General features: G+C 63.9%; 20 protein-coding genes. 10 read left to right on the top strand and 10 right to left on the bottom strand.

All coding sequences use genetic code 11. The annotated features are described in order from the left end of the window. Nucleotides 1-359: 359 nt before the first annotated feature. From VIQ49_RS10680 to VIQ49_RS10665, 4 genes are read left to right on the top strand one after another with little or no spacing between them, the layout of a single operon-like run. Nucleotides 360-1,301 carry an ABC transporter ATP-binding protein gene (locus VIQ49_RS10680; protein WP_331884244.1) on the top strand — a complete coding sequence of 314 codons (942 nt, stop codon included), beginning with the start codon at nt 360-362 and terminating at the stop codon, nt 1,299-1,301. After that, nucleotides 1,298-2,119, top strand: a complete 822-nt coding sequence (locus tag VIQ49_RS10675) for an ABC transporter permease (protein ID WP_331884242.1) — start codon at nt 1,298-1,300, stop codon at nt 2,117-2,119. Before VIQ49_RS10680 ends, VIQ49_RS10675 begins: the two co-directional genes overlap by 4 nt. Continuing rightward, a complete protein-coding gene (locus VIQ49_RS10670) occupies nt 2,119-3,270 on the top strand; it encodes a sensor histidine kinase (protein WP_331884403.1) in 1,152 nt (383 codons plus the stop codon). Before VIQ49_RS10675 ends, VIQ49_RS10670 begins: the two co-directional genes overlap by 1 nt. Next, nucleotides 3,267-3,887, top strand: a complete 621-nt coding sequence (locus VIQ49_RS10665; protein ID WP_331884239.1) for a response regulator transcription factor — start codon at nt 3,267-3,269, stop codon at nt 3,885-3,887. Before VIQ49_RS10670 ends, VIQ49_RS10665 begins: the two co-directional genes overlap by 4 nt. A gap of 37 nt (nt 3,888-3,924) precedes the next feature. On the opposite strand, the gene VIQ49_RS10660 is transcribed toward VIQ49_RS10665, so the two are convergent. Together VIQ49_RS10660 and VIQ49_RS10655 are read right to left on the bottom strand one after the other, a co-directional pair. Continuing rightward, nucleotides 3,925-5,298: an aspartate aminotransferase family protein gene (locus VIQ49_RS10660; RefSeq protein ID WP_331884236.1), complete on the bottom strand. Its 1,374-nt coding sequence runs from the start codon at nt 5,296-5,298 to the stop codon at nt 3,925-3,927. Continuing rightward, entirely contained in the window at nt 5,295-5,756 is a 462-nt protein-coding gene (locus tag VIQ49_RS10655) for an Lrp/AsnC family transcriptional regulator (RefSeq protein ID WP_020108700.1), read from the bottom strand. Before VIQ49_RS10655 ends, VIQ49_RS10660 begins: the two co-directional genes overlap by 4 nt. Nucleotides 5,757-5,944: 188 nt before the next feature. Here VIQ49_RS10655 and VIQ49_RS10650 point away from each other — a divergent pair, with 188 nt between their 5' ends. After that, on the top strand, nt 5,945-7,438 hold the full coding sequence (locus VIQ49_RS10650) for a gamma-aminobutyraldehyde dehydrogenase (protein WP_331884229.1): 1,494 nt from the start codon (nt 5,945-5,947) through the stop codon (nt 7,436-7,438). Next, entirely contained in the window at nt 7,435-8,871 is a 1,437-nt protein-coding gene (locus VIQ49_RS10645; RefSeq protein WP_331884226.1) for an FAD-dependent oxidoreductase, read from the top strand. The genes VIQ49_RS10650 and VIQ49_RS10645 overlap by 4 nt, the downstream gene beginning before the upstream one ends. 72 nt (nt 8,872-8,943) lie before the next feature. Here the strand turns inward: VIQ49_RS10645 and VIQ49_RS10640 are convergent, their stop codons facing one another. Continuing rightward, complete coding sequence (locus tag VIQ49_RS10640; RefSeq protein WP_331884223.1) at nt 8,944-9,810, bottom strand: universal stress protein; 867 nt, start codon at nt 9,808-9,810, stop codon at nt 8,944-8,946. Between the two features lie 75 nt (nt 9,811-9,885). Continuing rightward, nucleotides 9,886-11,394 carry an APC family permease gene (locus VIQ49_RS10635; RefSeq protein WP_331884220.1) on the bottom strand — a complete coding sequence of 503 codons (1,509 nt, stop codon included), beginning with the start codon at nt 11,392-11,394 and terminating at the stop codon, nt 9,886-9,888. Nucleotides 11,395-12,154: 760 nt separating this feature from the next. On the opposite strand from VIQ49_RS10635, the gene VIQ49_RS10630 reads away from it, so the two are divergent. Continuing rightward, nucleotides 12,155-13,075 carry a CoA ester lyase gene (locus VIQ49_RS10630; protein WP_331884217.1) on the top strand — a complete coding sequence of 307 codons (921 nt, stop codon included), beginning with the start codon at nt 12,155-12,157 and terminating at the stop codon, nt 13,073-13,075. A 170-nt stretch (nt 13,076-13,245) separates the two neighbouring features. Here the strand turns inward: VIQ49_RS10630 and VIQ49_RS10625 are convergent, their stop codons facing one another. From VIQ49_RS10625 to sdhC, 4 genes are read right to left on the bottom strand one after another with little or no spacing between them, the layout of a single operon-like run. Next, entirely contained in the window at nt 13,246-14,031 is a 786-nt protein-coding gene (locus tag VIQ49_RS10625) for a succinate dehydrogenase iron-sulfur subunit (RefSeq protein ID WP_331884215.1), read from the bottom strand. Beyond that, nucleotides 14,031-15,785: a succinate dehydrogenase flavoprotein subunit gene (sdhA, locus tag VIQ49_RS10620; RefSeq protein WP_331884213.1), complete on the bottom strand. Its 1,755-nt coding sequence runs from the start codon at nt 15,783-15,785 to the stop codon at nt 14,031-14,033. Before sdhA ends, VIQ49_RS10625 begins: the two co-directional genes overlap by 1 nt. A gap of 28 nt (nt 15,786-15,813) precedes the next feature. After that, nucleotides 15,814-16,266, bottom strand: coding sequence for a succinate dehydrogenase hydrophobic membrane anchor subunit (locus VIQ49_RS10615; protein ID WP_331884211.1), 453 nt, complete (start codon nt 16,264-16,266; stop codon nt 15,814-15,816). 13 nt (nt 16,267-16,279) lie between these two features. Then, on the bottom strand, nt 16,280-16,684 hold the full coding sequence (gene sdhC / locus VIQ49_RS10610) for a succinate dehydrogenase, cytochrome b556 subunit (RefSeq protein ID WP_331884208.1): 405 nt from the start codon (nt 16,682-16,684) through the stop codon (nt 16,280-16,282). Nucleotides 16,685-16,910: 226 nt separating this feature from the next. Between sdhC and VIQ49_RS10605 the strand changes: the two genes are divergently transcribed. From VIQ49_RS10605 to VIQ49_RS10595, 3 genes are read left to right on the top strand one after another with little or no spacing between them, the layout of a single operon-like run. Next, a complete protein-coding gene (locus tag VIQ49_RS10605; protein WP_414731619.1) occupies nt 16,911-17,330 on the top strand; it encodes a cytidine deaminase in 420 nt (139 codons plus the stop codon). Beyond that, a complete protein-coding gene (locus VIQ49_RS10600; protein WP_331884204.1) occupies nt 17,323-18,630 on the top strand; it encodes a thymidine phosphorylase in 1,308 nt (435 codons plus the stop codon). The genes VIQ49_RS10605 and VIQ49_RS10600 overlap by 8 nt, the downstream gene beginning before the upstream one ends. Continuing rightward, nucleotides 18,627-19,742 (top strand): adenosine deaminase, encoded by a 1,116-nt coding sequence (locus tag VIQ49_RS10595; RefSeq protein ID WP_331884201.1) that lies wholly within the window; start codon nt 18,627-18,629, stop codon nt 19,740-19,742. The genes VIQ49_RS10600 and VIQ49_RS10595 overlap by 4 nt, the downstream gene beginning before the upstream one ends. An 88-nt stretch (nt 19,743-19,830) precedes the next feature. Here the strand turns inward: VIQ49_RS10595 and VIQ49_RS10590 are convergent, their stop codons facing one another. Further along, on the bottom strand, nt 19,831-21,126 hold the full coding sequence (locus tag VIQ49_RS10590; RefSeq protein ID WP_331884199.1) for a primosomal protein: 1,296 nt from the start codon (nt 21,124-21,126) through the stop codon (nt 19,831-19,833). Between the two features lie 87 nt (nt 21,127-21,213). Continuing rightward, nucleotides 21,214-21,438 (bottom strand): three-helix bundle dimerization domain-containing protein, encoded by a 225-nt coding sequence (locus VIQ49_RS10585; protein WP_331884197.1) that lies wholly within the window; start codon nt 21,436-21,438, stop codon nt 21,214-21,216. Nucleotides 21,439-21,771: the final 333 nt, after the last annotated feature.

Raw genomic sequence — 21,771 nt, 5'->3', positions numbered from 1 at the left:
GCCTTCGAGAGATGTCGGCCGCTGAATATCATGGTCGCGCGCGCTTTTGTCACGGCGACATTTCCGAACGCCCGGCGGCACATTCGCAGTGGTGGCGAGTGCATTCATCGAGTTTGTGTCGGGGCACATGCAATTTTCGGTGCTCGGTTCGAGCTCATCGGTATCGATCATCGGCCGCTCGAGAAAGCGAGATGACATTTGTCATCGGCAGGTCGTGAGAAGTGCACGCCGGATTGATGATTGCGCGCACTACTGGTGGGGACCGGGCTCGGCGAGGGTGGAGTCATGAACACAACACCGAACGACTATCCATTGACAATCCGTGTTGTCGCCGTCTCGGACCGGAAGTGGGGTCAGCGATGAACGCCGTGATCACCGCCCGCGGATTACGCCGGGTCTATGGCCAGGGCAGTGACGCGTTCGAGGCGGTCAAGGGCATCGACCTCGATGTCGCTGCGGGAGAGGTCTTCGCGCTGCTCGGCACCAACGGTGCCGGTAAGACGTCGACCTTCGACATGCTGGAAGGCCTTGTTGCACCGTCTTCCGGCGACGTCGAGGTCTTCGGCGTCGACCCGCGCCGCGACCGCAAGGTCGTCCGTCCACAAGTGGGCATCATGTTGCAGTCCGGTGGGTTGCCGGCCGAACTCACGATCACCGAGACGTTGGAGATGTGGCGCGGGACGTGTTCGAACCCGACCACCGTTGAAGCGGTCCTGACGCAAGTGAATCTCACTGACCGAGCGCACGTGCGCGTCCGAGCGCTGTCCGGCGGTGAAAAGCGCAGGGTTGACCTTGCGTGCGCTCTCCTGGGGCAGCCACGGCTGCTGTTCCTCGATGAACCGACCACCGGCCTCGATCCGGAAAGTCGCCGTGCGACATGGCAATTGCTGGCCGATCTGAAGGCATCGGGGGTGACGATGGTGCTCACCACTCACTACCTCGACGAGGCGGAGGCACTGGCCGACCGGATTGCGATCATGCACAAAGGTCAGATCGCGCGCCGTGGCACGCTCCGGGACATCGTCGACGAGCATCCGGCGCGAATTATCTTCGACCACCCGGGACTTGCGCTGCCGCCGCTACCCGGCGCCCGGATCGATGCCGGGGCCCGCGTCACCGCGTACACCCATGACCTGCAAGGACACCTGTCCGAGGTGTTGGCCTGGGCGGAAGCCAACCGGCTCCGGCTCGGTGGTTTCGAGGCCCGCGCCGCATCTCTCGAATCGGTGTTCCTCGACATCGCACACGACCCTGCCGAATCCTCGGCGTTCACCCCGGACATGATCGGAGCACACCGATGACCATCACCACCACCGCCCCCGCTGCCGCCGACCACGGCCGACGCCCTCTCATGGCGCTCGCGAAGGCCGAATACCGGCAGTTCGTCCGCAACAAGACCCTGGTGACGTTGGGAACCGTGTTCCCGGTGGCCCTTCCGCTCGCCACGTTCTTCATCGCCCGCAACGAGTCCGGTGCCACGGCCGAGGTGACCACCACCGGTCTCGAGATGTTCGCGCTGATGGCCTTTCTGTTCGTGCAGTACTACTCGGTGCTGTCGATGATCACGACTCGCAGGGGAGAAGGTGTGCTGAAGCGCCTCCGAACAGGCGAGGCCGCGGACTGGCAGATCCAGGCCGCACCCGCTGTGCCCGGCGCGATTCTCACCGGGATCGGCGCGGTCATCGTCTCCGGGGTGATCTATGGCGCCGGTGCGCCGGCACCGGTCAACCCGATTGCGTTGATCCTTGCCCTGGCCGGCGGGATCATCGTGTTCGCGCTGCTCGGACTGGCGACGAGCGCGGTGACCAAGAATGCCGAAGCGGCGCAGATCACCTCGCTGCCGGTGATGATGATCGCGATGATCGGCCTCGAATCCATCCGCGACATCCTTCCCGACCGTCTCGGCGATGTGGTCACGTGGACACCGTTCGCGGCCCTGTCGGACCTGATCTCCCTCGGCGTGGCAGGTACACCGGCGACCGCCGGTGAATCCGAGGAGGCACTGGATTTCGCGGGTACCTTCGCCGAGATGGCACAGCCACTTGCCACACTGGGTGTGTGGACCGTGTTGGCGCTCGGAATCGTCGCAACAACCTTCCGCTGGGACGACCGCGGATGATGCGGGTGGCTTCCTGGTGGCGTGAGCTGTCGGGGCCGGTGAAGTTCCGGCTCTACACGTTGCTCACCCTTGAAGGGGCCATCGCCGCGGTGGTGGTCGTTTCGGCGGCCACCGCCGAGGTGCCGTGGTCTGCGGCCGGCATCGTCGTCTGCGGCGCCGCAGCCGTCGTCGCCGTGCAGGCCCAACCAGCGTTGTCCGGGTCTCCCGCGGTCGGGTTCCGGCGGTGGGCGCTTTCGGCGGGCGCGGCGATTCTGCTGTCGATCTGGGGCATCTGCGCGATCATCGCCAACGTGGCCTCCGCCGAATCCGTCGTCGAGGCCGCGCGTGTCACCGGCATCTTTGCCGCCCTGCTCGCGACGCTGTCGATCGTCTCGTTTCTGCGCCGGAGATGGTGGATCGTCGTCGGCATCAGCATCGTCTCCGGTGCGGCTCTCGGAGCGTCTCCGGCCGCAGGTCTGCGGTTGGCTGCGGTCATGTTCCTCATCGGGGGATTCCTCGTCGCAACCACACTGCTGACGCTGTGGGGCCTGGAGGTCGTCGATGACCTGGAACGGGCGAAGGGAGTCGAGGCTCGGCTGCGGGTTGCCGAGGAACGACTGCGCTTCTCCCGCGACCTCCACGATGTGGTCGGCCGCGGATTCTCCGCCATAGCGGTCAAAAGTGAGCTGGCCGCAACACTTTCACGTGGCGGGGCCGGTGACAGAGCGGCGGCGGAGATGGACGACGTGAAGGCGCTCGCAGTCGAATCGATGGACCAGATGCGTGAGCTGGTGCGCGGCTATCGCGACATCAACCTCGACGGTGAGGTGGCCGGGGCGCGCTCACTCCTGGCGGCGGCAGGCTGTGTGCTGGTCATCGAAGGCGACCCTGCCGCGGTGCCCGCGCAATTCCACGAGGTGGCTGCGTGGGTGGTGCGAGAGGGAACCACCAACATCGTCCGGCATTCGTCGGCCACCTCGGCGAAGCTGACGATCGGTGCCGCGGGAATGTCACTGCGTAACAACGGAACCCCGATTGGCCACGTCGGTGATCCGGATGATCACTCCGGGCTCAGTGGCCTGGCGGAACGACTCGCGTACGTCGGTGCCGGGCTCGACACCACCAGGAACGGCGAGACCTTCGTTCTCGAAATACAGTGGGAGAAAAAGTGATTCCGGTACTGCTTGCCGACGACGAAAATCTCGTCCGCACCGCGATGGCAGCGATGCTCGATCTCGAAGACGACCTCGACGTGGTCGCGGATGTCGACTCGGGAGAGGAACTCGTGAGCCTGTGGCGCGGACGGGTGGCCGACGGCGAACCGCCCGCCGTTGCTGTGATCGATCTGCAGATGCCCGGCCTCGACGGCATCGAGACCGCCACCGAGCTTCTTGCTCTCACACCCGGTGCCGGCATCCTGATCGTCACCAGTCACGGGCGGCCCGGCTATCTCAAGCGGGCGCTCACCGCGGGGGTGCGGGGATTTCTGCCCAAGACGACGTCGGCTGCCACTCTCGCCACTGTGATCCGTAGGGTGAACAACGGTGGCCGCCACGTGGATCCGGAACTGGCCGCCGAAGCGATCAGCACCGGCGACACGGTGCTCACCGCACGTGAAGCCGACGTCCTCGAATTCGCCATCGACGGCGCATCGGTGGACGAAATAGCCAGGCGTGCGCATCTGTCGGCCGGTACCACCCGTAACTACCTGTCGTCGGCGATGGCCAAACTGGGCGCGTCCAACCGATACGAGGCGGCGCTCATCGCCCGTAGGCACGGATGGATCTGACCCGGTCCGGGCTACCCGGTCGGCCCCGGCGGTCTGCTCAGATCTTGGTGTAGGCCTCGGTCAGCACCGAGCGCAAGATCTGCTCGATCTCGTCGAACTCGGCCTGCCCGCAGGTGAGTGGAGGCGCGAGTTGCACCACCGGGTCGCCCCGATCGTCGGCGCGGCAGTAGAGTCCGGCGTCGAACAATGCAGTCGACAGGAAACCGCGCAGGACCCGCTCGGCCTCATCGGGTGTGAAGGTTTCCTTTGTGGCCTTGTCTTTCACCAATTCGATGCCGTAGAAGTAGCCCTCGCCCCGCACGTCTCCGACGATCGGCAGGTCGTGCAGACGTTCGAGAGTCCGCCGGAAGTCCGGAGCCAGCGTCTTGACCCGATCATTGAGACCCTCGCGCTCGAAGATGTCGAGGTTCGCGAGTGCGACGGCCGCCGAAACCGGGTGTCCGCCAAAGGTGTAGCCGTGGGCGAACGATGTGGCGTTGTCGTTGAAGGGCTCGAAGAGCCGGTCGGTTGCGATCATCGCGCCGATCGGGGAGTAGCCCGAGGTCATGCCCTTCGCGCAGGTGATGATGTCGGGTATGTAGTCGAAGTCGTTGCAGGCGAACATCGAACCGATCCGGCCGAACGCACAGATCACCTCATCGGAGACCAGGAGGACATCGTACTGGTCGCAGATCTCGCGGACGCGCTGGAAGTAACCGGGCGGTGGCGGGAAGCAGCCGCCCGCGTTCTGCACGGGCTCGAGGAACACCGCGGCAACCGTGTCGGGCCCCTCGAACTCGATGGCCTCGGCGATGCGGTTGGCAGCCCAGATACCGAATTCCTTGGGGTCGTCACCGTGCTCGCCGGCGCGGTAGATGTTGGTGTTCGGTACTCGGAACGCGCCCGGTGTGAGCGGTTCGAACGCCTCTTTCAGCGCCGGGATACCGGTGATCGCCAGCGCGCCCTGCGGTGTGCCGTGATAGGCGATCGACCGCGAGATGACCTTGTGCTTGCCGGGTTTGCCGGTCAGCTTGAAGTACTGCTTGGCAAGTTTCCATGCGCTTTCCACGGCTTCGCCACCGCCGGTGGTGAAGAAGACCCGGTTGAGGTCGCCCGGTGTATGGTGTGCGAGGCGTTCGGCCAATTCGATGGCCGGTGGGGTCGCATAGGACCAGAGAGGGAAGAACGCGAGTTCCTTGGCCTGCTTGGCGGCGGCCTCGGCGAGTTCGATGCGGCCGTGTCCGGCCTGCACCACAAAGAGTCCCGACAGTCCGTCGAGGTAGCTGCGGCCGCGGTCGTCGAAGATGCGGGCGCCTTCGCCGCGGGTGATGACAGGTGGTGTGGTCGTGTCGCCGTGTCTGGAGAAATGGCCCCACAGGTGGCGTGCTGAGCGGGCGCCAAGTGTGGAGGTGTTGTTCTCGACTGCGGTCATCGGGTGCCCCAATTGTATTGTTGTTTGACCAATTTCAGATAGACCAGGGTTTCTGTCCCGGTCACGCCAGGCTGCGATCGCACTTTCTTGTTCAGCACCTCCAGGAGATGCTCGTCGTTTTCGCAGACCACTTCGATGACCACATCGAAGGATCCGGCGGTGAGAACCACGTAGTCGATCTCGTCGACCTCGGCGAGGGCCTCGCCCAGAGCTGCGGTGTCTCCGGTGCAACGGATCCCGATCATCGCCTGCCGGGCAAAGCCCACCTGCATCGGATCGGTCACCGCCACGATCTGGAGGACGCCCGCCTCGCTCAGGCGCTGAACCCGGTTGCGCACCGCGGCTTCCGACAAACCCACCGCTTTGCCCACCGAGGCGTACGAGCGGCGGCCATCGGCCTGCAACTCCTCGATGATCTTCTTGGAGATGTTGTCCAGGACTATCGGTTGCTCGGTCATGGCCCTGATTCTTCTCGATGCGCAGTTCGGTTCGATCGTTGCACACCACATGCTACGGAATCCGCAATAATCCGCAACTGAAACAGAGGAAAACCTCCGTCGTGTGTCGGCATCCATCGCGAAATGCACAGTCGATCGGCTAGGGTGGTGTCAGCCCCAACCGAAAACGATCGCCCGCGAGGACTGATATGACGACCGGTTCAGAGGATTTTGCCGCCGGATGGGTGAATGGACGCGCGTTGCCGGGTGCCGGTGGTGATCACGATGTCATCGATCCCGCAACCGGCGCTGTTGTCGCCTCCACGACGCTGGCCACGGCCGCTGACGTGGACAAGGCCGTGGGCGTCGCACGAGATGCGCTGGGGCAGTGGGCGAGTGCCACCCCGGCCGAACGGAGTGCCACGCTGCGGTCACTGGCGTCCGCGATGTCGGAGGTCGCGGATGAACTCGCCGCAGAAGAGGTACGCCAGACCGGAAAGCCGATCCGACTGGCCACCGAGTTCGACGTTCCGGGCTCGATCGACAACACCGAGTTCTTCGCCGGGCTGGCCCGCAACCTCGAAGGCAAGGCGAGCGCCGAGTACTCGGGCGACCACACGTCGTCGATTCGCCGTGAAGCGGTCGGCGTGGTCGGTTCGATCACGCCATGGAACTACCCGCTCCAGATGGCGGTGTGGAAGGTGATCCCGGCGCTGGCCGCCGGGTGCACGGTGGTCCTCAAGCCCGCCGAGCTGACCCCGTTGACCACACTCACCCTGGCGCGGCTCGCCACCGATGCCGGTGTTCCCGACGGCGTCTTCAACGTGCTCACCGGAACCGGGGTCGAGGTCGGTGCCGCGATCGCGGGTCACACCGGGGTCGACCTGGTCACGTTCACCGGCTCCACTGGTGTCGGCCGCCAGGTGATGTCGCAGGCCGCCGCGCGCGGCACCAGAGTTCAGCTCGAACTCGGTGGCAAAGCGCCGTTTGTGGTCTTCGATGATGCCGACCTCGAGGCCGCGATCCATGGCGCCGTGGCGGGCTCACTGATCAACTCCGGCCAGGACTGCACCGCAGCGACGAGGGCCATCGTCGCCCGCCCGCTCTATGACGACTTCGTTGCCGGCGTCGGCGAACTCATGTCGAAGATGTCGGTGGGTGACCCCACCGACCCGGCGACCGACATGGGACCGCTGATCTCGATTCACCACCGGGACAAGGTGGCCGCCATGGTCGATCGCGCACTCGGTTCCGGCATCCGGTTGGTCACCGGTGGCCGGGCGCCCGAGGGACGAGGTGCCTTCTACGCACCTACTGTTCTCGCCGATGTACCCGAAGACGCCGAGGTCTATCGGGACGAGATCTTCGGACCGGTCCTGACCGTCAGTGCATTCGACGACGACGACGACGCGCTGCGCATGGCCAACGACACCGTCTATGGTCTGGCCGCATCGGCGTGGACGCGGGATGTGTATCGGGCGCAACGGGCTTCCCGGGAGGTCCGTGCCGGATGTGTGTGGATCAACGACCACATCCCAATCATCAGCGAGATGCCCCACGGCGGCGTGGGTGCATCGGGCTTCGGCAAAGACATGTCCGCCTACTCGCTCGACGAATACCTCACCATCAAACACGTGATGAGTGACATCACAGGAGTACCGCACAAACCATGGCACCGAACGATTTTCACGCTGCCGCAATGAACACCTCGGGATCGGAGACGGCCTGGGCGCTCGAGCCCACCGCGCGTGGCACCGCGATGGTTGCCGGAGCGACCCCGGCGCCGTTCTGGCTGGACCGGCCAGAGCGCCCCGCCGCACGGGCCCGCCTGGCGGGGCGGCACAGTGCCGACCTCGTTGTTGTCGGTGGGGGTTTCACCGGTCTGTGGACGGCGGTCCAGGCCGCCGAGGCGAACCCCGGGCGGTCGGTTGTCCTCCTCGAAGGCGATCGGATCGCAGAGGGGGCATCTGGTCGCAACGGTGGATTCTGTTCGGCGAGTCTGACGCACGGGCTGACCAACGGCATGGAGCGTTACGCCGACGAACTGGCGGACCTGTTGCGGATGGGTGTCGAGACCCTCGATGCGATCGCCGACGCGATCACCCGGCTCGGGATCGACGCAGATGCCGATCGCACCGGTGAGCTCAACCTGGCGAGCTTCGACTGGCAGGTTCCCGGGCTCGAAGAGGTTGTGGATCAAGGGCGACAACTCGATCAGCCGCTGCGCTTTCTCGACCGCGACGAACTGGCCAAGCATGTGCGCAGTCCTCTGGCACACGGCGCGATGTATGACCCGGACGTGATGATGATCGACCCGGCGAAGCTGGCCTGGGGGCTGGCCGCGGCGGCGGAACGTCTCGGGGTCCGTGTGTTCGAGCACAGTCAGGTGACGTCGTTGACCTCGGCAGGGGATCGGGTGGAAGTCGGGACGGGTTACGGGACGGTGGACGCGGCGCGGGTGGTGCTGGCCACGTCGGCGTCGAAGCCGTTGCGCCGCAAGCTCGGATACCTGATGGTGCCGGTGTGGGACTACGCCATCATGACCGAACCCTTGACCGACAAACAGATGTCGGACATCGGCTGGTCCGGACGTCAGGGTCTGGCGGACTCCGGAAATCGGTTCCACTACTTCCGGCTCACCGCCGACAACCGGATCCTGTTCGGTGGCTGGGATGCGATCTACTACTACGGCGGTGACACCGATCCGCGTCGGGCCCAGCAGCCCGGCGAGTTCGGTCTGCTCGCCGAGCATCTGCTGCAGGTGTTCCCACAACTCGAGGGCATCAAGGCCACCCACACGTGGGGTGGCGTCATCGACACATGTTCGCGGTTCAACAACTTCTGGGACGTCAGCATGGGTGGCAAGGTCGTCTCGGTGCTGGGATTCACCGGACTCGGGGTGGGGGCAGCACATTTCGGGGCCGCGACCGCACTCGATCTCGTTGACGGGCTGGACACCGAACGCACCCGGCTGAAGATGGTGCGGTCCAAACCGATCCCGTTTCCGCCGGAGCCGCTGCGCTGGTTCGGGATCACCATGACCCGTCGGGAGTTCGCCCGCGCCGACCGGAATCGAGGCCGTCGCGGACTGTGGCTCAAGGCGATGGACGCGGTCGGCCTCGGATTCGACTCCTGACACCCGATCTTGGTGGGTTGTGGTGAGCATTCGCGCAGGTCGCAGTCGCCAGAACCCACCAAAACCGGGTGCTCAGGGCGTGTAGCCCTTGGGGACGACAACGATGGGTGCCTCGGTATTCTTGAGGATGCGCGCCGACATCGACCCCAGGAACGCACGGCGGGGAGGTGCCAGGTGCCCTGATCCGATGACGACGACATCGCCGCGGGACCAGGTCAATTGCTCGAGCGCTTCCTCGACGGTATTTCCCTCGGCGACAAGGGATTCGATCTCGACGGCACCCCCGCAGCTCTTCTTCGCGAGTTCGAGGTTCTCGGTTGCCGCGGCGATGTGCCGTTGCCGGACCGCTTTCGACTCGTCGTCGGCACCGGGGACGTCATCGTGTGAGACCAGCGACAGCAGCCGCAGGTTCAGGCCTGCCTTCTGTGCCATATCCAGGGCGAAGGGGAGTGGGCTGTCCTTTGACTCGGTGGTCGGGATGGCCACTGTCAGTGTGGGGATGACCGGCGGCTCGGAACGCTTGTAGCCGCGGGGAGCCAGAGCCACCGGCACCGGCGAGGCATGGGTGAGCGCCGAGGAGATGCTCCCGAGTGTGTGCTTGCCGAGAATGCCGTCGCTGGTTCCGCCGACCACGATCATGGTGGCCTCCGACTGCACCGCAAAGTCGATGAGCGCCTGCGGAAACGACTCGGCGACCGGGGTGTGCAGGACGACCTCGATGTCGTCGGGGATGTCTTCGGCGCCCTCTTCGAGCCATTTCTGGGCCTTGTTGACCAGGGCTTGCTGGAATCCGGCGCGGCCCGGGGTGCCGTCGGGTTCGATGGTGCGGACCACGCAGACCAGATCGATCGCGGCGCCGGTCGTCGCAGCGATCGCGATCGCCAGGTTGACGCCGTCGTCCCCGGTGTCGGTGTAGAGGTATCCCACTGTGAGTCTCATGAGTCGATGCTCGCTTCCGTGGATGACGCTTCCGTGGATGACGTTGTGCTGCATGGTGTCCGGTCCGGCAGTGTCTCAGTAGACATCGGGCACCTTCACTTCGGTGTTGGCGTTGAGGGTCTTCCCTTTCCAGAAGTCCTTGGGTCCGAAAGCGAAGCACAGCAACATCAACGGGATGCCGAGGACCAGCATGCCCACACCCATGATGAACACGCCGCCGACGCCGCCGATCGAGGTGGATCCGTAGTCGGTGGCGTACATGTCGATCGCGCTCTGGATGAATGCCCAGGTCATTGCCAGCGCGCCGATCAACGGGAAGATCCCGCGGAAGAAGAGATTACGGACCGACTGTGTCAACGTGCGACGGAAGTACCAGACACAGGCGTACGCGGTGATCCCGTAGTAGAAGGCGACGGCGAGCCCGAGGGACGAGATGGAGTCTCCCAGTGTGTCTTCGCTGACGAGGGAGAGCACCAGATAGAACATCAGCGCCGAGGCGCCCATGACGGCCGTGCCGAAAGCCGGTGTCATGTATCGGGGGTGGACGCGGGCGAAGCGCTTGGGAATGGCGCCGTACACGGCCATCGACAGTGTTCCGCGGGCGGTGGGAAGGATGGTCGACTGAGTCGAGGACAGGGCAGAGATCGAGACCGTCAGCAACAGCAGCGATGCCATCACGGACCCGGCCACGGGATCGCCGAGGATCGTGAGAACGTCGTCGGCGTTGTCGGGATTGTTCAGCCCGATTCCCTCCTCACCGAATCCGGCGAACGACTGGATCGCGTAGGCAACCAGGACGTAGGTGCAAACGAGGATGATCGTGGTGATGACCGCGGCCCGCCCGGGTGTCTTGGCGGAGTCCTTGGTCTCCTCGCCGATGGCCAGACACGCGTCCCAGCCCCAGTAGATGAAGATGCAGAGGATCACCGCTTCGGCGATGGATGAGGAGGTCAGCCCGCTGGGCCACAGCCACGACAGGCTCGGGTTGATGGCCTGCGGGCCGGCCTTGTCGAATCCGACCTTGACCAGTGCGATGACGCTGGCAATGATCAGGACGCCGAACTGGATGATGATGAGTACGTTTTGCATTCGCTCGCTGATCAGGATGCCGCGGATGCTGACCCACGTCATCAGCACGATCAGGGCGCACCCGAGAAGGACTTTGATCCAGAGATTCTCCGCCCACGAGTCGAGGTTCAGGAACTTCAGCAGATAGACACCGGCGATCTCGGCCACGTTGGCGAGGACGATGATCGCCGACACGGCCAGGCCCCAGCCGCCGATCCAGCCGATCCACGGACCGAAAGCCTTGGTGCCCCAGGTGAACGTGGTGCCACAGTCGGGGGTGTCGTCGCCGAGTTCCCGATAGGCGAAGGCGATGAGCAGCATGGGTATGAAGGCCAGGACGAACATCGCCGGCGCCTTCTCGTGCACGGCCGCGACGACGAATCCGAGTGTGGCCGCGAGACTGTAGGCGGGTGCGACCGCCGAGAGTCCGATGACGACGTTCCCGAAGAGGCCGAGCGACCCGGCGCGCAAGCCCTTGTCTGGAACGATCGGACCAGGTGTTTCCGTTATGGCCATGGGTGTCTCCCGACAGTGAGGGATTCGAACATGCCCACCGTACGATTTTCGTGGTGTTGGCGCTGAGTAACGACGGAATTGTTTCCAGGCCGGTAACATTTCGACTGAATCAGTTGTTTGCCTACCGATTGGCAGTCGGAATCGGTGGCGAATCGAGGGTGTGGTCGTCGCAGGTCGGTGCAAGCCGATGGAGTTCCACCGGAGGAATGCTGACGTGAGGTGGATGGTCGACTACAGGCGAGATCGCAGGGCAAATCGACCGGATATGGACCACGGTGTGGTTGCGTCCACAGACCTCGAATCCATCCCCGGGATGGAGTTGACGACCGGGGAGTGGCGTAGCCGCGTGGCACGATAGCAAACATGTTCGAAGACGGGGTGGAAGCGGCGTTCGGGGACCTACCCCGTTTCATCGATGGGCACGGGGTGATCTCGGGCGACCACGCGAGCCAAGTATCTCGCCGTCGGGATGCCCGCACCCGGCCGCTCGGCGGCGAGTTGGCGAAGAAGGCTTCTGCCATCGTTGCCGATGAGAGTCCTACGAGTATGTGCGGGTCGGCACCCAAGATTCCAGAGTCCGGCCCAGAGATGGCAACAGATCAACGACTCGCCGAATGGAAGCGTTTTGACAGCCTCGCTGATCCCGGCGATTGCGGCCGACGCTGTTTCGTTCTCCTAACGGGTTTGCCAAAGCAGTACTCCAGTCCGATTAGGGAGGTGCTTTGGTGTCACCAGTGACGATGGAGGATCATGGGCAGCTGTGAATGACTCCCAGAGCCCAACTCCGGCCACCGACCCCGACGACATCGGATCGCGCATCGATCCGGTGCTGGCCCGCAGTTGGCTCCTGGTCCACGGGTTGCAGAGTGTGCGATTCGGGCCGGCTGCCGATTCGCGTGCCGACATCGTTGTTCTGGACATCGAGGACGCGGTGGCCCCGAAGGACAAGGATGCCGCGCGCGACAACGTCATCCGATGGCTCGCCGCGGGCAATCGTGACTGGGTGCGGGTCAACGGATTCGGAACCCAGTGGTGGGCCGAGGATCTCGCCGCATTGAGTGAGGTCAAGGTCGGTGGCGTGATGCTGGCGATGGTCGAGTCGGTGGATCACGTCACCGAAACGGCGAAGCGACTGCCAGGTGTGCCGATCGTGGCATTGGTCGAGACCGCACGCGGTCTCGAACGGATCAGCGAGATCGCCTCGGCCAAGGGAACTTTCCGGCTCGCCTTCGGTATCGGGGACTTCCGTCGCGACACCGGGTTCGGTGATCAGCCGGCGACACTGGCCTATGCCCGGTCTCGGTTCACGATCGCGGCCAAGGCCGCACATCTGCCCAGCGCGATCGACGGACCCACGGTCGGTTCGTCGGCGCTCAAGCTCAGCGAGGCCACCGCGGTGAGTGCGGAGTTCGGGATGACCGGAAAGATCTGCCTGACACCCGATCAGTGCGCCGCGGTCAACGAGGGACTGTCGCCGTCGCACGAGGAGATCGCCTGGGCGCTCGAGTTCTTCGCCGAGTACGAGCGTGACGGTGGAGAGATCCGCAACGGCTCCGATCTGCCCCGCATTGCCCGCGGTACCAAGATCCTGGACCTGGCCCGTGCGTACGGCATCGAGTTCGTTCAGGAGTTCGACGATCCGGACCACATGCCGGCACCGTCGGACACTTACCACTACTGAGAAGAACCTGGCCATTGTCCGCCCCGTGAGTGGGTGCCGAGGGAAATCTGCCCTCGGCCCCTACTGAGGGGGCTGACAATGGCGGGAGTTCCCGCGATACAGATATGGCCGCCACCGGTGAAGGGTGGCGGCCATATGTTGGACGAGTCCAGGTGATCAGCGGGCAGAAATCAACGCGCAAACATCAACGCGCGTTTGACTTCCTGGATCGCCTGGGTCACCTGGATGCCACGAGGGCAGGCGTCGGTGCAGTTGAAGGTGGTGCGGCAGCGCCACACACCGTCGACGTCGTTGAGGATGTCGAGACGCTCGGCAGCACCTTCGTCACGGCTGTCGAAGATGAACCGGTGGGCGTTGACGATCGCGGCCGGGCCGAAGTAGCTGCCTTCGTTCCAGTACACCGGGCAACTCGTGGTGCAGCACGCACACAGGATGCACTTGGTGGTGTCGTCGAAGCGGGCGCGGTCGGACTGGCTCTGGATGCGCTCGCGGGTCGGCTCGTTTCCACTGGTCATCAGGAACGGCTTCACGGCGCGGTACGCGTCGAAGAACGGCTCCATGTCGACAACGAGATCCTTCTCGACCGGCAGACCCTTGATGGGTTCGATGGTGATGGTGATCTCTTTGGACTTGTCCTTCGGGAGCAGGTCCTTCATCAGCAGCTTGCAGGCAAGCCGGTTGACGCCGTTGATGCGCATGGCATCGCTGCCGCAGACGCCGTGGGCGCACGACCGACGGAACGTCAGGGTGCCGTCGAGGTAGCCCTTCACGTACAGCAGCAGGTTGAGCAGCCGGTCGGTCGGCAGAGCCGGGACACGGAAGCTCTCGAAGCCCTGGGCGTCAGGATCCTCCGGATTGAACCGGCTGATCTTGAGGGTGATCATCGTTGCCTCGTCAGGAACCGGAGGCAACGGCGGATCGTCGTGGCGGGGGGCGATATCAGTGGTGGCAGTCATCAGTACTTCCGCTCCATCGGCTCGTAGCGGGTCTGGACCACTGGCTTGTAGTCCAACTCGATCGGGGCGAGCAGACCCTCGCCCTTCTTGTAGGCCATCGTGTGCTGCATGTAGTTCGCATCGTCGCGATCCGGGAAGTCCTCCCGGGCGTGGCCGCCGCGGGATTCCTTGCGATTGAGTGCGCCCACCACGGTGACCTCTGCCATTTCGAGCAGGAAGCCCAGCTCGATGGCCTCGAGCAGGTCGCTGTTGAAGCGCTTGCCCTTGTCGTGCACGCGGATGCTGTTGTACCGCTCCTTGAACCCGCGGATGTCGCCCAGCACCTTCGTCAGGGTCTCGTCGGTGCGGAACACCGACGCGTTGGCATCCATCGTGGCCTGCAGTTCGGTGCGGATGTCGGCGACGCGCTCGTGTCCGTGCTCGGACAGGATCGTCTCGAGCCACTCGTCGACCATGGCGGTCGGTGCCTCGGGCAGTTCGGTGAAGTCGTTGGACAGCGCGTACTCGGCGGCAGCGATGCCGGCGCGACGGCCGAACACGTTGATGTCGAGGAGCGAGTTGGTGCCGAGACGGTTGGCGCCGTGCACCGAGACGCAGGCGCATTCGCCGGCGGCATACAGCCCGTGGACGACCTCGTCGTTGTTGCGGAGCACCTCACCGTTGATCTTGGTGGGGATGCCGCCCATGACGTAGTGACACGTGGGGAACACGGGCACGTACTCGGTGACCGGGTCGACGCCGAGGTAGGTCCGGGCGAACTCGGTGATGTCGGGGAGCTTCTCGTTGAGGACTTCTTCACCGAGGTGGGTCACGTCGATGTAGACGTAGTCCTTGTTCGGTCCGGCGCCGCGGCCTTCGAGGACCTCGAGAACCATCGAGCGGGCGACGATGTCGCGGGGAGCGAGGTCCTTGATGGTCGGTGCGTAGCGCTCCATGAAACGTTCACCGTCGGCGTTGCGGAGGATTCCGCCCTCGCCGCGGACGGCTTCGGAGATCAGGATGCCGAGTCCGGCCAGGCCCGTCGGGTGGAACTGGTGGAACTCCATGTCCTCGAGCGGTAGGCCCTTGCGGAACACGATGCCCATGCCGTCGCCGGTGAGGGTGTGGGCGTTGGATGTGGTCTTGTACATCCGGCCGCTACCGCCGGTGGCGAAGACGATCGATTTGGCGTGGAAGACGTGGATCTCACCGGTGGCGAGTTCGTAGGCGACCACACCGGTGGCCACCTGCTCACCCTGCTCGTTCTCGGTGAGGCAGATGTCGAGTGCGTAGTACTCGTTGAAGAACTCGACGTCGTGCTTGACGCAGTTCTGGTAGAGCGTCTGCAGGATCATGTGGCCGGTGCGGTCGGCGGCGTAGCAGGCGCGCCGGACCGGGCTCTTGCCGTGGTCTCGGGTGTGTCCACCGAAGCGGCGCTGATCGATCTTGCCCTCAGGGGTGCGGTTGAACGGCAGCCCCATCTTCTCCAGATCGAGCACGGCGTCGATGGCCTCTTTGGCCATGATTTCGACCGCGTCCTGGTCGGCGAGGTAGTCTCCGCCCTTGACGGTGTCGAAGGTGTGCCATTCCCAGTTGTCTTCTTCGACGTTGGCCAGTGCGGCGCACATTCCACCCTGTGCTGCGCCGGTGTGGCTGCGGGTCGGGTAGAGCTTCGTCAGCACTGCGGTGCGGGCGCGCGGCCCGGCCTCGATTGCCGCGCGCATCCCGGCGCCGCCGGCACCGATGATGACTACGTCGTAACGATGTTCCTGCATGTGTTTATTGCTCCGATTCGGGCCGGGTCTAGACGCTGTTCACGTCGAAGGTAAGCAGGGCATAGGTGCCGGTGAGCAGCACCAGGATCATCGACAGGCCCAGCAGCACGTTCAGCCAGAAGCGGGTCGAATCCTTGCGGGAGTAGTCGGCGATCACGGTGCGCACACCGTTGCCGCCGTGAAGCTGTGCCAGCCACAGCATGGAGAGGTCCCAGACCTGCCAGAACGGCTCTTTCCACCGTGCCGCGACGAAGGAGGCGTCGATGCGGTGAACGCCGTCGTCCCACGCCAGCATGATGAACATGTGACCGATGGTCAGGATGATCAGAGCAATTCCGGAGAAGCGCATGAAGAGCCATGCGTTCTTCTCGAAGTTGCCGCCCTTGGGCCGGCGTGGTGAGCGCGGGTTGTCGAGGCTGGCCGGACGATCGTGGTCGGTGCCGAAGGTCTTGGCGATCCGAGGTGCTTGTGATGCGGTCATCTGCGGCGCCTTCCTAAATGTGTTCCACGAGCAGCTGCAGCAGGCGGATGGCCGCTGCGCCGAAGATGATCACGAACAAGGTCAAGATCGTCCAGAGCATCTGTCGCTGGAACTTCGGACCCTTTGACCAGAAGTCGACCAGGATGATCCGGACACCGTTGAGTGCGTGGTAGAGCACGCAGGCAACGAGGCCGATCTCCATCAGGCCGATGATCGGGTTCTTGTACGTCTCGATGATCTCGGAGTACTTGTCCGGGTCAATCCGGATCACTGCCGTGTCGAGTACGTGTACAAAGAGGAAGAAGAAAATTGATACGCCGGTGATCCGGTGCAGCACCCAGGACCACATGCCTGGGTCGCCCCGGTACAACGAGCGCTTGCGCACCGGTTCGGGCGCGGTCTCGGTAGGAATGCTCATCGAGAAATTGGCCTCCAACATCGTTGATGGACGCGTCGAGCGCGGTTCCGGCTGCTCGATCGTGGACCCACGTCACAAACCATAAACCTAAGCTGATGTGAGAAAGAATCCTGCCCGAGTGGATATGAGCTGCAACACATCTCGAATTAGGTTTGCCTTACCAAGGTTTTTGCGTGTAGGTGATGTCCGCTTCTGTCGGCGTCAATAGCGAGAGGATCACTCTGTGGTGTCAGAAATTGACTGGAAATTATTGCAGCACAAAGCGTTTGAGGCCATGGAGGGGGCATATGCCCCCTATTCCGCCTATCCGGTGGGGGCAGCCGCCCTAGTCGACGATGGTCGTTTTGTGACGGGTTGCAATGTGGAAAATGTCTCATATGGATTGGGGCTGTGTGCCGAGTGCACACTTGCCGGCAACCTCCACGTCACCGGTGGTGGGCGCCTGGTCGCTCTGAGTTGTACCGACAGTCGCGGGGAAATCCTCATGCCCTGCGGGCGCTGCCGGCAGGTGCTACTCGAACACGGCGGTCCGGAGATGTTGATCGATCATCGCGGCGGCCCGAAGCCCTTGGGCGAGTTGCTCCCGGACCATTTCGGTCCGTCGGACCTGGCGGCCGGTCGGGTGTCTGGGGACGTCCATGGCTGAAGTCTTCGACGCGGTCTCGGTCATCCGGACCAAGCGCGACGGCCAGGCGCTGACCGACGGGCAGATCGATTGGGTGGTGCACGCCTACACCGCCGGTCTGGTTCACGATGAGCAGATGTCGGCGCTCGCGATGGCGATCCTGTTGCGCGGCATGGACCGTCGCGAGATCGCGCGCTGGACCGAGGCGATGATCGATACGGGTGAGCGGATGGACTTCACTCATCTGCATCGTCGCGGTGAGCCGTTGGTGACAGTCGACAAACACTCCACCGGTGGTGTGGGGGACAAGATCACGCTGCCGCTGGCGCCGCTGGTCGCGTCGTATGGCATTGCGGTGCCGCAACTGTCGGGACGTGGCCTGGGTCACACTGGTGGCACACTCGACAAACTGGAGGCCATTCCGGGTTGGCGGTGCGACCTCACGAACTCCGCAATCACTGAAATGCTCGAATCGGCCGGAGCGGTGATCTGTGCGGCCGGCTCGTCACTGGCGCCTGCCGACAAGAAGCTCTACGCGTTGCGAGACGTCACCGGCACCGTCGAATCGATACCGCTCATCGCCAGTTCCATCATGAGCAAGAAGATCGCGGAGGGCACCAGTGCGCTGGTGCTCGATGTGAAGGTCGGTTCCGGGGCGTTCATGAAGTCGGAGAGCGATGCGCGCGAACTCGCCCAGATCATGGTCGAGATAGGCAACGACGCGGGCGTGCGGACCTCGGCATTGCTGACGTCGATGGCCGAACCTCTCGGGCTGACGGCAGGTAACGCCATCGAGGTGGCCGAGTCGCTGGAGGTCCTCGCCGGGGGTGGTCCCGCCGACGTCGTCGAGCTGACCGTCGCACTGGCCCGCGAGATGTTGGCCGCTGGTGGGATCACGGGCGTCGATCCGTCCGAGAATCTTCACAACGGAAAGGCGATGGACGTCTGGGAGGCGATGATCGCCGGACAGGGCGGTGATCCGAGGGCTCCGCTGCCGCAAGCGCGTCACCACGAGGTCATCACAGCCGGCGCATCGGGCATCGTCGAGTCGATCGACGCGATGGCGGTCGGGGTCGCGGCCTGGCGTCTGGGCGCGGGCAGGGAACGGCAGGGCGAGGCCGTGCAAGCCGAAGCCGGTGTGCGCTGGCACGTTCGGGCCGGGGACACAGTGGGTGCCGGTGACCCGCTGTTCACGATGTACACCCAGACGTCGGAGCGATTCGCGGCGGGAGCCCACGCACTGGCCGACGCCGCTGTGATCGGTTCGGCAGCGCCGCAATCCGGGTCCCGGGTGATCGATCGGGTTACCGTCGACCCATGACATCCTCGCCGCTGGATCTGACGTCCATCGCACTCGCTCCCAAGGTGCTGCTGCACGATCACCTCGATGGTGGCCTGCGTCCGGGAACGGTGCTCGAGCTCGCCCACGAAGTCGGATACAAATCCCTGCCCGCCGACAACGACGCCGATCTCGCTGCGTGGTTCCGGCAGGCCGCCGACAGCGGCTCATTGGTCCGATACCTCGAGACGTTCGATCACACCGTCGCCGTGATGCAGACCGCGCCGGCTCTCGAGCGGGTGGCTCGGGAATGTGCCGATGATCTCGCCGACGACGGAGTTGTCTACGCCGAGGTGCGGTTCGCGCCCGAGCAGCATCTCGAGGCCGGGCTGACGCTCGATGAGGTCGTCGAGGCGGTACTGCGAGGTTTCACCGAAGGAACGGCCGAGGCTGCGGCGCGCGGCCGCCGGATCCAGGTGCGCACCCTGGTCACCGCGATGCGCCATGCAGCGCGGTCACGGGAGATCGCGGAGCTGGCCGTCCGATACCGGAATCAGGGTGTTGCCGGCTTCGACATCGCCGGCGCAGAGGCGGGCTACCCACCGAGTCGGCATCTCGATGCCTTCGAGTACATGCGGGCGTCGAACGCACCGTTCACGATTCACGCCGGTGAGGCGTTCGGGCTGCCGTCGATCCACGAGGCCATCAGCTTCTGTGGTGCCGATCGGCTCGGCCACGGTGTTCGGGTCATCGACGACATCACACTGCCCGTTGGCGCCGACCTGGCCGCCGCTGCCTTCGACGGCGCAGAGTTGGGGGACATCGCAAACTACGTCCGCGACAAGCGGATCCCGCTCGAATTGTGCCCGAGTTCCAACGTGCAGACCGGAGCCGTGGCGAGCCTTGCCGAGCATCCGTTCAATGTGCTTGCCCGACTGCGATTCCGGGTGACGGTCAACACGGACAACCGGCTGATGAGCGACACCACGATGAGCCGCGAGTGCAAGGTGCTGGTCGACCAGTTCGGATACGGGTGGTCCGATCTGGAACGCTTCACCGTCAACGCCATGAAATCGGCGTTCATCCACTTCGATGAGCGTTTGGCCATCATCGACGACGTCATCAAGCCGGGTTATGCAGTCCTGATCGGCTGAGCGGGCCATGAAGCCCTGAAAGCTGTCATATAGAAAGGCGGCGAGGGAAGTTCTCCCTCGCCGCCCTCGTATTCATCAGTATTCGATGTCAGTCGCGCTTTTTGTCCAGTCGGGCGTCGAAGTCGTGCTCGAGTGCGCGCCACGCTTCGGATTCGTTGTCGAACGGCGGACTCGGTGCCATGCGCTTCGGGTCGGGGTTGAGCGCGTAGTCCACGAACCAGCCGAGTGGTGTGGTGGTTCCCAACGCTTCGCTGACAGTGTCGTCATCGGCATAATCCGCTGCGTCCGTGAGCAATTCGACAGCCAGCTCGAGTTGCTTGCGGTCGATGCGACGGGGACCGTCGACGATGTCGTCGGTCAGGCCCGGCAGAACGTAGACGTTGTCTTCGTAGACATCTATCTCGAGCGAGCCGTCGGTCGCAGCGATCTGGATGTCCTCGAAGGTGCTGATCGCGGAGAGGTCGTGCTCGTTGTCGTCGGCCAGGTACCGCTCCAGGGCCCGCTTGCTGTTGAACGCATAGATCTTGCCGTTGGTGCCGAGGAATACCGGATCGTCGTCCAGGTAGCAACGGAGCGAGTAGAACTCACCTTCGGCGGTGATGATCTGGATGGGGTCGATGCCAACGGACGCCCAGAAATCGTCTTCGTCGATATCGTCGATATCGTCGATATCTTCGTATTCATCGTCATCGTCGTCTTCTTCGACGTCGTCATCCGAATCGTCATCGTCTTCGCTGTCGACGATCTCGACGTCGTCGTCGAGTTCGTCCTCTTCTTCGGCGCTCGCGGCAGCGAGAAGTTCGTCGTCGGCCACCGTCACCGCGTCCGCGTCGACGTCCGGAGAGCTGATGACCTCATCGATGGCGTCGATGACGTCGTCCCAGCGCTTGTCGATGAGTGTGCCGATCCGCTCCCACAGTTCGGCGCCCTCGCGTCCGATGAAGTTGCGGGTACCCGTGGTGACCGCGCCCAGGATCGGATTGCCGTTGAAGAACTTGGTGATCGGCGTCAGTTCGCAGACCTCGCCGATGATCCGCACGATCTCGAGGACGTCTTCGAGCTTGGCGATGACCTCGGGCGTGGGGTCCTCAGCGGCGAGTTCCGGGACTGCGATGAGGTCGAAGGACTTGTCCTCGGCGGGTTCGAACTCGTCGGCCTTGAGTCCGACCACGGTCTGCCACGCGGGATGCTCGTCGAGATCGTTCTCGGCACCCGAGCGGATGAACGCCACCAGTTCGGCGACCGAGCTGAATCCGTACAGGTCTTCGTCGAGACCCAGGAACGCTTCCCACTCGTCATCACCCTCGCGCCAGCGGGGAGCCCACAGCGTGAAGGTGTTGCCTTCGGTGATCACGAGTTCGATTGGGACGATGTCTCCGGCCATGGGGACAGAGCCTAGTCACCGATGCCGACGGTGGGCTACCTCGCCTCACGAATACAGCTGTGGCTTTGCCATGAATTCGTCTGACCTCTAGTTGACGGAGCCTGCCGTCACGGTGGCTGCACTGCCGAGTCGATCATGCGCACGACGTTCGACCAGCAACGGCACGAAATCCCGAATCGGTTGACCGTCGAATCGTTGGTAGGCGTCATCGACGGCCGCGGTGACGGACATCGGGTCGAGATCATCGTGTCGTTTGGTGAGTTTGTCTACGATCTGAGCGATCTGCTGGCGTTCTTCATCGATGGAGTGCACGCGAAATAGTACGACCAACTTGATGTTGGCTCCAGTTTGGTCACCTTCCGTTTCTTTTTGGTTGACCCGGGGTTCAAGTGAATTGCCATCTGGTTGGTCACCTAAGGTGCTTGGCCATGAGTACTTCGGGCCGCAGCGAAGCCGACGCCGCGCAGGCGCGTTAGTTGGTCGGTGAGCTGGATGCGTGGATTGACCGCTTGGAGAAGGCGATCGACGAGGAAAAGTCAGGCACCAACGTTTTCGAGATACGCAAAGACGTCTACGAGTTACAGCGCCAGATAAAGGCGTTGCGAGATACCTTCCCCTGCGCGTTCACCACCTAGTGACATTGCT

The organism is Williamsia sp. (genome assembly GCF_036566845.1).
GTDB lineage: Bacteria > Actinomycetota > Actinomycetes > Mycobacteriales > Mycobacteriaceae > Williamsia.
Note: the sequence above shows the minus strand (reverse complement) of the source record. Positions and strands in the feature narration are given on the sequence as shown.

What these genes read in the sequence shown, in the direction of transcription:
- VIQ49_RS10680 (WP_331884244.1), top strand. Translation starts at nt 360, where the DNA reads ATGAACGCCGTGATCACCGCCCGCGGATTACGCCGGGTCTATGGCCAG.
- VIQ49_RS10675 (WP_331884242.1), top strand. Translation starts at nt 1,298, where the DNA reads ATGACCATCACCACCACCGCCCCCGCTGCCGCCGACCACGGCCGACGC.
- VIQ49_RS10670 (WP_331884403.1), top strand. Translation starts at nt 2,119, where the DNA reads ATGCGGGTGGCTTCCTGGTGGCGTGAGCTGTCGGGGCCGGTGAAGTTC.
- VIQ49_RS10660 (WP_331884236.1), bottom strand. Translation starts at nt 5,298, where the DNA reads ATGACCGCAGTCGAGAACAACACCTCCACACTTGGCGCCCGCTCAGCA.
- VIQ49_RS10655 (WP_020108700.1), bottom strand. Translation starts at nt 5,756, where the DNA reads ATGACCGAGCAACCGATAGTCCTGGACAACATCTCCAAGAAGATCATC.
- VIQ49_RS10650 (WP_331884229.1), top strand. Translation starts at nt 5,945, where the DNA reads ATGACGACCGGTTCAGAGGATTTTGCCGCCGGATGGGTGAATGGACGC.
- VIQ49_RS10645 (WP_331884226.1), top strand. Translation starts at nt 7,435, where the DNA reads ATGAACACCTCGGGATCGGAGACGGCCTGGGCGCTCGAGCCCACCGCG.
- VIQ49_RS10640 (WP_331884223.1), bottom strand. Translation starts at nt 9,810, where the DNA reads ATGAGACTCACAGTGGGATACCTCTACACCGACACCGGGGACGACGGC.
- VIQ49_RS10635 (WP_331884220.1), bottom strand. Translation starts at nt 11,394, where the DNA reads ATGGCCATAACGGAAACACCTGGTCCGATCGTTCCAGACAAGGGCTTG.
- VIQ49_RS10625 (WP_331884215.1), bottom strand. Translation starts at nt 14,031, where the DNA reads ATGACTGCCACCACTGATATCGCCCCCCGCCACGACGATCCGCCGTTG.
- sdhA (WP_331884213.1), bottom strand. Translation starts at nt 15,785, where the DNA reads ATGCAGGAACATCGTTACGACGTAGTCATCATCGGTGCCGGCGGCGCC.
- VIQ49_RS10615 (WP_331884211.1), bottom strand. Translation starts at nt 16,266, where the DNA reads ATGACCGCATCACAAGCACCTCGGATCGCCAAGACCTTCGGCACCGAC.
- sdhC (WP_331884208.1), bottom strand. Translation starts at nt 16,684, where the DNA reads ATGAGCATTCCTACCGAGACCGCGCCCGAACCGGTGCGCAAGCGCTCG.
- VIQ49_RS10600 (WP_331884204.1), top strand. Translation starts at nt 17,323, where the DNA reads ATGGCTGAAGTCTTCGACGCGGTCTCGGTCATCCGGACCAAGCGCGAC.
- VIQ49_RS10595 (WP_331884201.1), top strand. Translation starts at nt 18,627, where the DNA reads ATGACATCCTCGCCGCTGGATCTGACGTCCATCGCACTCGCTCCCAAG.
- VIQ49_RS10590 (WP_331884199.1), bottom strand. Translation starts at nt 21,126, where the DNA reads ATGGCCGGAGACATCGTCCCAATCGAACTCGTGATCACCGAAGGCAAC.